The organism is Paenibacillus sp. Soil522, assembly GCF_001428245.1.
In the GTDB taxonomy this organism is placed as follows: domain Bacteria; phylum Bacillota; class Bacilli; order Paenibacillales; family Paenibacillaceae; genus Pristimantibacillus.
Genome location: NZ_LMRV01000057.1, coordinates 1 through 12,281 on the forward strand (window position 1 = coordinate 1; position 12,281 = coordinate 12,281).

A 12,281-nucleotide genomic window follows, 5' to 3' on the forward strand; every position below is an offset into this window, starting at 1 on the left:
TCGCTCATCCCGAAGGATTTGCGAGGCAGTTATTACTCGTTGTTCAGTTTTCAAAGAGCAATCTTTTCTTTCGTGTCGACCGTGTGTCTCGTTGGCGACTTAGATAATATATCACAGGCGCCCAAGTTAATGCAAGTGTTTTTTAAAATTTTTTTGTAAATTAGTTTTTAGTATTAACCCCGTTATTGTTATTATCGTTTTTACAATAATTCGTTCCCATATATCTAGTCTTTTCCGGCAATAAAAAAACAGCAAGTATGATAATCCGCCGAGAAAGCTTAAACCAGCCTTTCTGCGGTGCACCCATACTTACTGTTTATTATTGAAGAAGCTCCTTATCTGAGAACTTCTTTTATATGAAGATTACGATCAACGATTAGGTTTACGATTGTTCCATCAATTGATACCCACGGTCTAGTCGGATAATTCCGATCCGAGAATACAATTTCCCCCATGCGTTCATCACTTAGCTTTACGATAGTTCCATTATGGAACTGGGTAGCCTTCTCAATAAATGTACGAACATAAGCCGGATCCAGCTTGCCAAAAGCATCACTTTGAATTTGTTCCAGAACGAGATAAGGAGAAGCTGCCTTCCGATAAGCCTTGTTCAAAGTCATTGCATGAAAAATATCAGCAATAGCTACGATTTTGGCATAAGGATGGATCTTCGTCGCATCTATCCCGAGTGGATATCCCGTTCCGTCAACCTTCTCATGATGCTGCAGCGCAGCCATCTTCACACCTTCATTAAGAGAAGGTACATTTTTGAGCAGTTGATAACCGAGAACCGTGTGGCGCATCATTTCTTCTTTCTCTTCTACCGATAACGTATTGGGCTTCGTCAAAATTGCGTTGTCGATTCGTACGTTGCCGATATCATGCAATAAGCCAGCAAATGCGATTTGCATCCAATCCTTTTGAGGAAAGCCGGTCCATTGCGCAATTTGATAGGAAGTTAATGCGGATGTGATGCTGTTATGCAGCAGATAGTCCTTCTCCATAAATAGACGCGGTATGAAGGTCAACAAGTTATAGCTCTTAATATGCTCCAGCAACTTCTCAAGTTGCTTTCGAATATCCATAACCGGCATAGCTTGACCGGCTACAAAAGAGTTAAAAACTTGCCGTAACACAATAATCATTTTGTCATACTCTTTATGAAGGGAAGACGCGGCAGCTACCGGGTTCGCTGCCTTTCCCGTATTATCATCTGCATCCTCACGTGTTTTGCTTGATGCTTGGTTTAATTCGACTTCAACATTCGTGATAAGGAATGCTTGTAGTATTTCTATTTCTTTGGATGTAATAACCCTTCCCTTTTGAAAAAGAATACTGCCAAGCGGGGTGAGGACATCTTCACTGATTTTTTCGCCTAGCTTAAGCTGTGATAACGTTACCGCTGCCACGAGTGTCCTCTCCCCTTGTGCCTGATTATTATATCTGACATTTATATAGCTCTGCGATACGCAAGCTGAGCCGCCGTATGGCGGTATCAGCTGTGTCCGCTTTCTCTATTCTATTGGTGTTTCGCCGGTGTCTTGCTCTTCATTCTCATCCAGCACTTCATTATCTTCGTTGCGGGCAACGCGGGTAACAGTCGCTACCGTATCATCCTCACGCGTGTTAATGAGTCTTACACCCTGCGTATTCCGGCCCATCGTAGATATGCCTTCCATACTGGTACGGATCATTGTTCCGGATGCAGTCATTATCATAAGGTCCTCATCATTCTCAACGACCTTAAGCGATACGATAGGTCCATTCTTATCGGTTACGTTAAGCGTCTTAATTCCTTTACCGCCACGGTTTTGAATACGGTAATCGGCGACTGGAGTCCGCTTGCCGTAGCCTTTCGAGGTAACGATAAGAATATCTTTATCAGGTACGATTACGTCCATATCAATAACCGTATCATCATCATCGAGTTGGATACCTTTCACGCCGGTAGCCGAACGTCCCATCGAGCGAACATCCTGCTCCGAGTAACGAATGGACATTCCCTGCGCCGTCCCCATGATGATTTCCTGATTGCCGTCGGTCAGCTTCACGCCGATTAAATCATCGTCCTCACGGAGCGAGATAGCGATTAATCCGACTTTCCGGATGTTGACATAGTCATCAAGCGGAGTCTTCTTCACAACCCCTTGTCTTGTAGCAAAGAACAAGAAGTGCTCCGAATCGAATTCTTGCACCGGTATAACTGCGTTAATCGTCTCGCCTTGTTCGATTTGAATCAGGTTAATGATCGGCGTTCCGCGAGCTGTACGGTTGAGATCGGGAATTTCATAGGCTTTGAGCTTGTATACCTTACCTTTGTTCGTAAAGAACAGCAGATAGTGATGCGTATTGGATACAAACAAATGCTCGACAAAGTCATCATTCTTAGTACCCATGCCGACTACACCTTTACCACCGCGCTTTTGGCTGCGATACGTACCGACCGGCAAACGCTTGATATAGCCAGAGTGGGTAATTGAGATAATAACATCCTCACGAGGAATAAGATCCTCGTCCAGAATCTCTTCATCGCTCGCCATCAGCTCTGTCCGGCGCTCATCGCCGAAACGATCCTTCAATTCAGCAAGCTCCGTGCTAATGATATCAAGCACAAGCTGCTCATCGGCTAAAATCGCCTTATATTCAGCAATTTTACGCATAAGCTCTGCGTATTCTGCTTCGATTTTGTCTCTTTCCAAACCAGTCAGACGTTGCAAGCGCATATCCAAAATCGCTTGCGCCTGCTCATGGCTGAGCGAGAATCTTGTAATCAATCCTTCGCGTGCTTGATCGGCCGTCTGGGAACCGCGAATTAATGCGATTACCTCATCCAAATGGTCAAGCGCAATTCGCAAACCTTCAAGAATGTGTGCCCTAGCCTCTGCTTTCTTCAATTCGAATTCGGTACGACGACGAATAACCTCGATTTGGTGCTGCAAATAATGATAGAGCATATCGCGTATGTTAAGCGTCTTAGGCTCGCCATTCACGAGTGCGAGCATGTTAATGCCAAAGTTAGATTGCAACTGCGTATGTTTGTACAAATTGTTCAGCACTATGCTTGGGTTGACGTCTCGGCGAAGCTCTATAACAACACGCATACCGTTACGGTCGGATTCATCACGTAAATCAGTAATGCCTTCGATCTTCTTCTCGCGAACGAGCTCTGCAATTTTCTCAACTAAACGCGCCTTAATGACTTGATAGGGCAACTCATGCACAATGATACGTGCTTTGCCGTTATTCTCCTCGATAGTCGCCCTTGCCCGCATTGTTACGGAACCGCGGCCTGTCAAATAAGCTTGCCTGATACCCTGGCGGCCCATTACAAAACCGGCTGTCGGGAAATCGGGGCCTTTTATATATTCCATTAACTCAACTGGCGTTATATCCGGGTTAACAATTAGAGCCTGAACCCCATCAATAACCTCGTTCAAGTTATGTGGAGGAATATTCGTAGCCATACCGACGGCAATCCCCGTAACCCCGTTAACGAGCAGGTTAGGATAACGCGCTGGCAATACAACCGGCTCCGATTCTTCACCATCATAGTTGGGCGCGAAATCAATCGTTTCCTTGTTGATATCACGTAACAATTCCATTGCTATCTTCGAAAGACGCGCTTCCGTATAACGCATTGCAGCTGCAAAGTCACCATCGATCGAACCGAAGTTCCCGTGTCCATCAACGAGCATATAACGCATGGAGAAATCCTGCGCCATCCGTACCATCGACTCATATACAGCCGAATCACCGTGCGGATGGTACTTACCGATTACTTCCCCTACGATTCTCGCCGACTTCTTATGGGGCTTGTCTGGCGACATGCCCAGCTCAGACATCGCATACAAAATGCGTCGATGCACCGGCTTTAAACCATCCCTAACATCGGGGAGAGCACGGCTTACAATGATACTCATAGCGTAATCCATAAAGGAATCCCGCATCTCCGTACCAATATCCCGATCTCTTATAGATATACGTTGTTCTTCCGCCATGATTTACCTCCCTAACGCCATCTATAGCTTCTTGAATCATCATAACTCTTATATTACTTTCTCAAAAAGCGAGCATATAAACCTTTTTCGCTCATGCTTTTGGAATTCCCGTGAATATTACATAATTCGTCATAAAAAATAGGTGAATTACCGCTCTCCATTTACGTAAAACTGCCATAAAATAAACAAACCCAACTTTCATTATACCACTCAATTATAAGTCTGTCTCCTGCATCATTTGAAATCCTATATGCGTAAAGAGGCTTTATGAGAGGAGAAAAATTGTTGAGCATTCAACGCGTCCAAAGTAAATGGACTAAAACAAACATCATGCTTAAATCTGAATATTTACGCCAGTATATGCCTACAACGAAGCTATTTAGCCGCAGCAGCCTTCAATCGATGCTAAGTGATTACGGCATGGTTTATGTTAAGCCGATAAACGGTATGCATGGAAATGGCATCATTCGTGTTGAAAGAACGACTGTTCCATCAATCGGCTACCGATTCCAAATGAATACGAAGGCCATATTCAGCACCACTTTCGATCAGCTCTTTAAGCAGCTCGTAAAGCAAAAGAAGAAGCGCAGCTACCTTGTTCAAAGAGGAATCCACTTGCTTCGTCATCAGAAGCGCCGCTTCGATATACGCGTTATGGTTCAAAAAAACTTGCGCAATGAATGGGAAGTGACCGGCATTATCGGACGTCTTGCCCATCCGGCAAAAATCGTTACAAACTACCATAGCGGAGGTACTCCGATGGCCATCGATCGACTCATGGCCGATCATTCTACCTCCTCCGAGCTCGCAGCATTTAAAAACCGGCTAAGAAAGCTGTGCATCTCCATTGCAAACAACCTGCAGGAAACGTATCCGAATCTCAAAGAACTTGGCGTTGATATTGCGATCGATGCGAAACTTCATCCTTGGATTCTGGAAGTGAATACATCTCCCGATCCTTTTATTTTCCGGAAGCTGCCCGATCAAAGCGTCTTTCAAAAAGTTTATCGGTATGCTAAAGCATACGGCCGTTTCAAAAAAAGAAGAAGCCGCCCTTGATGGTCGGCTTCTTCCATGCAGTTCTTTATGATTAAAAATCTAGATTCGTTACATATCTCGCATATTTTTGAATAAACTCACGGCGTGGTTCGACATTATCGCCCATGAGCGTATCGAACACGACATCGGCTTCAATGGCATCCTCGATCGTTACCTGCAGCATCGTTCGGCTTTCCGGGTCCATCGTAGTCTCCCATAGCTGAGTAGCGTTCATTTCGCCAAGTCCTTTATAGCGCTGAATGTTTACTTTCACGCCTTCACCGAATTCAGCAATGATTCTATCGCGTTCCTTTTCGGTTTGCGCGTAGCGAATAACCTTATTGCGTTCAATTTTGAATAGTGGAGGCTGTGCGATATAAATATAGCCCGCCTCTAAAATTTGACGCATGTAGCGATAGAAGAATGTCAGCATAAGCGTGCGAATGTGAGCACCATCGACGTCAGCATCGGTCATAATAATGATTTTGTGATAACGCGCTTTAGAAAGGTCAAATTCATCGCTAATGCCGGTACCGAGCGCCGTAATGATCGCCCGAATTTCCGTATTGCCAAGAATTCGATCGAGGCGTGCCTTCTCCACGTTCAAAATCTTACCGCGCAGCGGCAAAATCGCTTGGAAATGGCGATCGCGACCTTGCTTCGCCGAGCCGCCGGCTGAGTCACCTTCTACGATATACAGCTCACTGATCGATGCGTCCTTTGAGGAGCAATCGGCAAGCTTACCAGGCAGAGAACCAACCTCAAGCGCGCTTTTACGACGAGTCAGCTCACGCGCTTTACGCGCTGCTTCCCGGGCACGCGCGGCCTGCAAGCCCTTCTCTACGATTTTGCGGGATACCGACGGGTTTTCATCAAGAAATTCCTGCAGCTTCTCGGCAAAGAACGACTCCACGATTCCGCGCACTTCACTGTTGCCAAGCTTCGTCTTCGTTTGTCCCTCGAATTGCGGCTCTGGAATTTTGACGGAAATAATCGCAGTCAAGCCTTCCCGCACATCGTCCCCAGAGAAGTTCGAATCATTGTCCTTGATTAAGTTCGTTTTACGGGCATAGTCGTTTATAATACGCGTCAGGGCGCTCTTAAAGCCGGATTCATGCGTACCGCCCTCATGTGTATTGATATTGTTCGCAAACGAATAAATGTTTTCAGTGTAGCTGTCGTTATATTGCAAAGCGACCTCTACATGAATATGATCCTTCGCCCCTTCAACATAAATCGGCTGTTCATGGAGCGCCTCGCGATTACGATTCAAGTATTTGACAAACTCGTTAATGCCGCCCTCGTACTTAAACGAATTCGACACACCCGTCCGCTCATCGGAAAGTACAATCTCAATTCCTTTATTCAAAAACGCGAGCTCGCGAATACGCGACTGCAGCGTCTCGTAGTCATATACGGTTGTTTCAGTGAAAATTTCGCTATCCGGCGTAAACGTAACCTGAGTGCCCGTCTCCGTCGTATCGCCAATTATTTTGATATCATACTGCGGAGCGCCCTTGCGGTACTCTTGCTGATAAATATGGCCTTCGCGTTTTACTTGAACAATGACGAGCTCGGACAGCGCGTTTACGACCGATACGCCGACCCCGTGCAAGCCGCCGGATACTTTATAGCCCTCTCCGCCAAACTTACCACCTGCATGCAAAACAGTCATAACGACTTCTAGCGTCGATTTTTTCAGTTTCGCATTCTCGCCTACGGGAATACCGCGTCCATTATCGATAACGGTTACGCTGTTATTCTCATGCACGATAACTTCAATTTTCGTGCAATAACCAGCCAAAGCCTCGTCAATACTGTTATCGACAACCTCCCATACGAGATGGTGGAGACCTTTGCCACTAGTGGAGCCAATATACATCCCCGGACGTTTGCGTACCGCTTCTAATCCTTCCAGTACCTGTATCTGACTCTCGTCATACGTATGCTGTTCCAAAGACATGCAACTTCACTGCTCCTCTCAACTGCTCTTCCTGTTCGCCTTAGCTCTAGCCGTTTGCTGCAAAATGATGGGCCCGTTTTTTCAACGTAGAGGATGAAATAGGCGAATAATATATTTTCTGCTTCGTCACAACGATCGATTTCGGATCTTCCTCGCCTATCGTTTCAACATCTTTACGCTTACGTGCTCCCGCAACGAATTGCTTGGATAGTTTAGAGGATTGCTCGATAGAAATATCAAAAATGGCCACCAGCTCCGCAGCCCGGATTATTTTCTCGCCGCCCAAATGGATGTACATATCCTCTTCGTCACCTCTCCTATTCGCAGCTTAACGTGTCACTCGGCCGTCACGTACATGGTAGATGCCGGCATCCTGAAGCCTGCTCACATTCACGCTCTCAAGGCCGGTCGTAGTAATAAAGGTTTGTACTTTACTCTGAAATGTCTCAATAAGCTGCGTCTGACGATTCTGGTCGAGCTCCGATAGCACGTCATCAAGCAGCAAAATCGGATATTCTCCGATTTCCTCGTTAATGAGCTCTATTTCTGCCAATTTCAAAGATAGGGCCGTCGTTCGCTGCTGCCCTTGGGAGCCGAATGTTTGTGCCTCTTTGCCGTTAATAAAAAACGCCAGATCATCGCGATGTGGCCCGACGAGCGTAACGCCTCTGCGAATCTCCTGATCTTTCACCTGTGTTAACTTTATCATAAATTGATCAAATAAAACAGTTTCATCTTGCAGGGCATCCGTGTCAAAAGAAGGACGATACTCAATAGTGAGCTGCTCGGCGCCGTTTGTTATGCCCGCATGAATTTGTTCAGCAAACGTTTGTAATTTATGTATAAAGTGTTTCCTTTTTTTCATGATTTTAACACCATGCTCTGCCAGCTGCATATTCCACACGTCCAGCATAGTCTGATTAGCTCCTCCGGGGTAAGAAGCCTTCAAAAAGTTATTCCGCTGCTGAAGCACTTTTCCATACTGCTGCAGCGTATACAAATAGCCGGGCTGCACTTGTCCGATTTCCATATCGAGAAACCGTCTTCGTACACCCGGCGTTCCTTTCACGATTTCAAGATCCTCCGGCGCAAACATCACAACATTGAGAGAACCGATAAAATCACTCAGCTTTCGCTGCTCGAGCCCGTTAATTTTCGCTTTCTTGCCTTGCGTGGAAAATAGGAGATCCAGCTTGATCGACCCGTATTTTTTGTCGACCTCGCCTGCAATGCGGGCAGAATCGGCCTGCCAGCCAATAAGCTCCTTATCCTTCGATGTGCGATGCGACTTGGTTAGAGCAAGCACGAATATCGCTTCCAGCAAGTTGGTTTTGCCTTGGGCATTCGGCCCAAGAAATACATTGACCTTATTAGGCGTCTGCAGGTCGAGCTCACTATAGTTCCGGTAATTTTGCAGCTGTATGCTCGTTAAAAACACGTTTCGACCTCCCGGTCCGTTGGTGCGTTACGCTTTACCTACCGTAAAGACGCCGCAGCCTTCAACCTCTACTTTATCCCCAGCATACAACTTTCTTCCTCTGCGGTTATCCGCTTCCCCGTTAATGATCACGGTGTTCTCTTGAAGAAAGAACTTAGCATGGCCGCCGGTTGAAATGCAATCGGACAGCTTCAAAAATTGGCCAAGCGTTATATATTCCGTTTTGATGCCGATTTCCTTCATCGAAATAGGTCATTCCTTTCTTCGCTTAAGTTCTCTGTTAGCCCGTTGTTCTATAAGGCAAGATGACATACATGCTGTATGCATGATCCATCGGGCGAATAATAATTGGGCTCATTGCGCCTGTAAAGCCAATAAACAATTGCTCACTGTCGATTACTTTAAGCACATCAAGCATATATTTCGAGTTAAATGCGATGCGAAGCGGTTCACCGTTAAATTCCTTGGGTTCGAGCTGCTCCGTTACGCGGCCTAGCTCAGTCGAGCTGGACGATATTTCGATGGTTCCGTCTTCAAGCGTCATGAGGCGCACGATATTCGTTTTTTCCTCGCGAGACATGAGGTAAGCACGGTCGATGGCGTCCATTACATTTTTTGTATCGAGAACAAGTTCTGTTTTGAAGGTTTGCGGAATAATCTTAGAAGTATCGGGATAAGTCCCATCGAGAATACGCGTATAGAACAATACGTTTCCTAGCTTAAATAGAACCTGATTGTCTGCTACCACGATATCTATGAGCGCGTTTTGCTCAGGAACGAGCTTCGACAGCTCAATAAGCGTTTTGGCTGAAATTACAACATTACTGAACTTGAACTGCGTGTCGATATCTACCTGAGCGCTGCGGCTGGCTAGACGATGGCGGTCGGTTGCTACAAATTTCAGCTCGCCTTCGAGCAAATTCCATAGTACACCTGTTAAAATTGGCGTTTGTTCGCTTGCCGAAGCTGCTAGAACGGTCTGACGAATCATCGCTTTTAATAGATCGCCTGGCATTTGCAATAATTCGTTCTGCTCGATGGAAGGGAGCACCGGGAATTCCTCAGGATCAAGTCCCACCATTTGGATTTCCGTTGATCCGGAACGAATGATCGTCTGGTAAGTATTGCTCACTTCGATAATGACTTGCTCGGATGGAAGCTTCTTTACGATTTCGACAAAAAATTTAGCAGGTAAAACGACGCTTCCGGGTTTATCCACATGTGCAATAACGAATTGATCTCTTTCCACAGGGATAAAGCTTTGAATGGATATATCGGTATCGCTGGCGGTAAGCGTTACGCCAAGATGGGTAACCTCGATTTTAATACCGCCGAGTATGGGTATGGCCGGCCTTGATGATGCTGCTTTCGCTACTTGTTGTATCGCATCGTTTAATTCATTTTTTGAGATTGATAATTTCATGTTTTCACTCCTAGCGTTCTTATAGATTTATCCGAGTATGGGTTCACGCGAAACGAGCTGTTGCCGCCAAAGGAAGGCAATCGCCATTTACGCTTATTTGATGATGTTTTTTAAAGATTTTTTAGTAGTCGTAGTAGTAGGGGCACTGAATATGTGGATAACCCCGTGGAAGACCGATAAAGCAAGCCTATCCACATGTGCATAGCGTGTGTATAGGCTTGCTTAGTTGTTCACATATGATTTTTGATTTTTTCTGTCAGGTTTTGAATGATTTTGTACAGGTCCTGATCTATTTTAAGCTGCTGCGAAATTTTTTCATGAGCATGGATGACTGTCGTGTGGTCACGGCCTCCAAATGCTTCGCCGATCTTAGGAAGCGAGAAATCGGTCAGCTCACGGGATAAATACATGGCGATTTGCCTCGGATAGGCGACAGCCTTCGTTCTTTTCCGCGCTTTGAACTCCTCCAGCCGCAGTCCGTAGAACTCCCCGACTTTTGTCTGAATATCATGCATCGTAATCATTCTTGGCCGGCTTGAAGGAATGATGTCCTTTAGCGCTTCTGCTGCCAAATGTGATGAAATATCAGCGTTTATTAAGGATGAATAAGCGACTACCCTAATAAGGGCGCCCTCCAATTCACGAATGTTCGTATCGATCTGGTTGGCGATATAGATCATCGCTTCGTTAGGGATATCTAAATTTTCGGCCCGGGCCTTCTTGCGCAAAATGGCGATACGCGTCTCCAGGTCCGGCGGCTGAATATCGGTAATGAGCCCCCATTCAAACCGGGAACGCAACCGTTCTTCCAGCGTTGGAATTTCTTTTGGCGGCCGGTCGCTGGAGATGACGATTTGCTTTCGTTCCTCGTGCAGCGCGTTAAAGGTGTGGAAAAACTCCTCCTGCGTCTGCTCTTTTCCCGCTAAAAATTGAATATCATCAATGAGAAGGACGTCGATATTGCGATATTTCGTACGGAAGCTCTCGCCACGGTTATCACGGATAGCGTTAATGAATTCATTCGTAAATTTCTCGGATGAAATATAGAGCACTTTCGTATTCGGGTTGTGATCCATGATGTAATGGCCGATCGCATGCATTAAGTGGGTTTTTCCAAGCCCGACGCCACCGTACAAAAACAAAGGATTATAGGCTTTGGCCGGCGCTTCCGCGACAGCAAGCGAAGCAGCATGCGCAAAACGGTTGTTGGCCCCGATTACGAATGTATCAAACGTATATTTCGGGTTAAGCAAATGAGTAGGCGCTGCTTCTTCATTCAAGACTGGGGAATTCACCGTTTTCGGCGGAAACATATAAGACGGCTCCGCGCTCTTCGGTTCTTCAATAGAGAAGCGAACATCGACCTGCCTGCCCAAAAACTCGAACAGCGTCGTTCTTATTAATTTTGTATAACGGCCCTCCAGCCATTCGGCCGCAAATGTTGTCGGCGCTGTTACTTCAAGCATGGAATCATCGACAAAAGAAGCCTTCGTTGCTTTGAACCAGGTGTCAAAGCTCGGCTTGCTTAATTTAGTCTGGATGATCGACAACACTTGCTGCCATAAATCATAGGTATGGCTGTCCACAGACTGTCACTCCTTATCCAAATCGCCTCGAATGGCGCAGTTACAAGAAAAATTGTCGAAAATCAGGGTATTATAACGAATGCATCCACATTATAAAGATGAATAAGCGAATGAGTTATAAATAGGGGATGAGTTTGTTCACAATGTTATCCACAGGCTGTTGATAAAACTGAGGTGATAACGATCTAATCCACAATGAAAACATAATTATCATAGCAAAAGATGCCTTATATTTCAACGAATTCGCATATTTTATCCACATTCTCAACTGCTTGTGTATAAAAGTTATCTACACCACTACATATTGTTTATATCTTGTTAAGATTTCGACAAAGTTCGTTCGATGCTCTTTTGGATTGTGCACATGTTATTAGTTTTTGATAAACGGAGCCGTTTCATGCGTTTATCCACAGCCGTAAATCAAAACCTTTTATCAACAAGATAAGGTAAGAGCTGAACATTGACTTTTGTCGGCCAACGTGGTTTAATAAAAAAAGCGTTTTTTTAAATATAAGGTTGCGAAACGATGCTGCTCCGTCATATAAGGCGGCGAGAGCCGTTTACGCTTGATTGGAAACACGCAGTATAGGAGGTGCAGAACGATGAGACCTACATTTAGACCTAATGTAAGCAAACGCGCGAAAGTGCATGGATTCCGCAAACGGATGAGCACGAAGAACGGACGTAAAGTTTTGGCAGCGCGTCGTCAAAGAGGAAGAAAAGTACTAAGCGCATAAGCAGAAGACCACGTCCGGTGGTCTTTTTTTTTTGCTTATGAGGGTGAGGGGCAGGGAGCAGGCTGCTTAAGCTGCTCCATTGCTGGCGATACTTAGTA

10 protein-coding genes are annotated in these 12,281 nt (G+C 45.5%); 2 read left to right on the plus strand and 8 right to left on the minus strand.

Going from position 1 to position 12,281, the window contains the following annotated elements; genetic code table 11:
• Nucleotides 1-335: 335 nt before the first annotated feature.
• Nucleotides 336-1,409 (minus strand): HD-GYP domain-containing protein, encoded by a 1,074-nt coding sequence (locus tag ASG81_RS19280; RefSeq protein WP_056637832.1) that lies wholly within the window; start codon nt 1,407-1,409, stop codon nt 336-338.
• 105 nt (nt 1,410-1,514) lie between these two features.
• Complete coding sequence (gyrA, locus tag ASG81_RS19285; RefSeq protein ID WP_056637835.1) at nt 1,515-3,998, minus strand: DNA gyrase subunit A; 2,484 nt, start codon at nt 3,996-3,998, stop codon at nt 1,515-1,517.
• Between the two features lie 285 nt (nt 3,999-4,283).
• Here gyrA and ASG81_RS19290 point away from each other — a divergent pair, with 285 nt between their 5' ends.
• Nucleotides 4,284-5,057 carry a YheC/YheD family protein gene (locus ASG81_RS19290; protein WP_056637839.1) on the plus strand — a complete coding sequence of 258 codons (774 nt, stop codon included), beginning with the start codon at nt 4,284-4,286 and terminating at the stop codon, nt 5,055-5,057.
• 31 nt (nt 5,058-5,088) lie between these two features.
• Here ASG81_RS19290 and gyrB read toward each other — a convergent pair whose 3' ends face one another.
• The 6 genes from gyrB to dnaA all read right to left on the minus strand — a co-directional run bounded on the left by gyrB (nt 5,089) and on the right by dnaA (nt 11,446).
• The gene (gene gyrB, locus ASG81_RS19295; protein ID WP_056637842.1) at nt 5,089-6,999 is read right to left on the minus strand and encodes a DNA topoisomerase (ATP-hydrolyzing) subunit B; all 1,911 of its coding nucleotides are present in this window, start codon (nt 6,997-6,999) and stop codon (nt 5,089-5,091) included.
• A 46-nt stretch (nt 7,000-7,045) separates the two neighbouring features.
• Entirely contained in the window at nt 7,046-7,297 is a 252-nt protein-coding gene (remB, locus tag ASG81_RS19300; protein WP_056637846.1) for an extracellular matrix regulator RemB, read from the minus strand.
• 30 nt (nt 7,298-7,327) lie between these two features.
• Nucleotides 7,328-8,437, minus strand: a complete 1,110-nt coding sequence (gene recF, locus ASG81_RS19305; protein WP_056637849.1) for a DNA replication/repair protein RecF — start codon at nt 8,435-8,437, stop codon at nt 7,328-7,330.
• Nucleotides 8,438-8,464: 27 nt separating this feature from the next.
• Nucleotides 8,465-8,680, minus strand: a complete 216-nt coding sequence (gene yaaA / locus ASG81_RS19310; protein WP_056637852.1) for a S4 domain-containing protein YaaA — start codon at nt 8,678-8,680, stop codon at nt 8,465-8,467.
• Nucleotides 8,681-8,717: 37 nt separating this feature from the next.
• Nucleotides 8,718-9,860 (minus strand): DNA polymerase III subunit beta, encoded by a 1,143-nt coding sequence (dnaN, locus tag ASG81_RS19315; protein ID WP_056637854.1) that lies wholly within the window; start codon nt 9,858-9,860, stop codon nt 8,718-8,720.
• A gap of 230 nt (nt 9,861-10,090) precedes the next feature.
• A complete protein-coding gene (gene dnaA, locus ASG81_RS19320; protein WP_056637857.1) occupies nt 10,091-11,446 on the minus strand; it encodes a chromosomal replication initiator protein DnaA in 1,356 nt (451 codons plus the stop codon).
• A gap of 602 nt (nt 11,447-12,048) precedes the next feature.
• Between dnaA and rpmH the strand changes: the two genes are divergently transcribed.
• Nucleotides 12,049-12,183: a 50S ribosomal protein L34 gene (gene rpmH, locus ASG81_RS30025; RefSeq protein WP_054025773.1), complete on the plus strand. Its 135-nt coding sequence runs from the start codon at nt 12,049-12,051 to the stop codon at nt 12,181-12,183.
• Nucleotides 12,184-12,281 lie beyond the last annotated feature (98 nt).